Raw genomic sequence first — 859 nt, forward strand, 5'->3', positions numbered from 1 at the left:
CGGTCGGCGTCGGTGGCACTGCTTATTGTGGTGTTGTTAGTACTTTTATTGTTTATTACTGAGTCAGCGTTGCTACTGTTTTTACTACTACTTTCACTATTATTTAGTGCTAGCTCATTGTATTCGCTATGCGTGGCGCGTGTTAAATCAATAGAAGAGCTGGCTGTATGCTCGTTACTGGCAGCATCATGTTCTATGCCCTGCTCGCCTGTATCTCTAAGGTCTGCATCGTTTGTGTTTGATTGAACAGTCTGACTTTGCGGGTTACCAAAGCTATCCCACTGGTAATGTGTGGTTGTATCAGCATCTGAGCTTGCCAGTGTTTGTTGTATTAACTGCCCGAGGCTGTTGTATTCAAAATTGATGTTTTGGCTGCTTACGCCTTCGTTTTTACGGGCAATGAGCTGGTTGACGCTGTCGTAATTATATGTACAGGTATCAAATAATGCTTGCGCTGGATGTGTAAGCTGTTGCTGCGTTAAACGGTTGAATACATCGAACTGTTGAGTAAGGGTTATGCTGTTACCAAACTGCTGGGTTTTAATATTACCTTGGCTGCATAGTGATAAAAGACTTAAGCAAAATGACTAAGCCTTGCAAAGGTCCATGTTTTTAAAGAGCGTTTTTATCCCTACTTTTAGGATGAGTGTCTTGATTACCTGTTGATTATCTGTCCTTTAAAAAGCGCTAAATATACAAATAGAGACTGTAAAAACAGCATTAAAATACTCGTGGTGATAAGGCTCATACATCATCCTTAATGAGAATACGTTAATGCAGCACTCGTGCTGCATTAAAATTAAAAATGTGGGTGCTCAATAATAGAGAGAGGTAGGTATTAAAGGTTTATTTTTTGAAA

At 39.8% G+C, this 859-nt stretch carries 1 protein-coding gene; it reads left to right on the forward strand.

The window, feature by feature from the left end:
• On the forward strand, nucleotides 1-246 hold a 246-nt coding region (locus tag CWC11_RS23415; RefSeq protein WP_249330777.1), incomplete at its 5' end, for a hypothetical protein.
• Between the last annotated feature and the right edge of the window lie 613 nt (nucleotides 247-859).

The sequence above is a fragment of the Pseudoalteromonas sp. S3178 genome, from assembly GCF_005886985.1.
Taxonomy (GTDB): Bacteria; Pseudomonadota; Gammaproteobacteria; order Enterobacterales; family Alteromonadaceae; genus Pseudoalteromonas; species Pseudoalteromonas carrageenovora.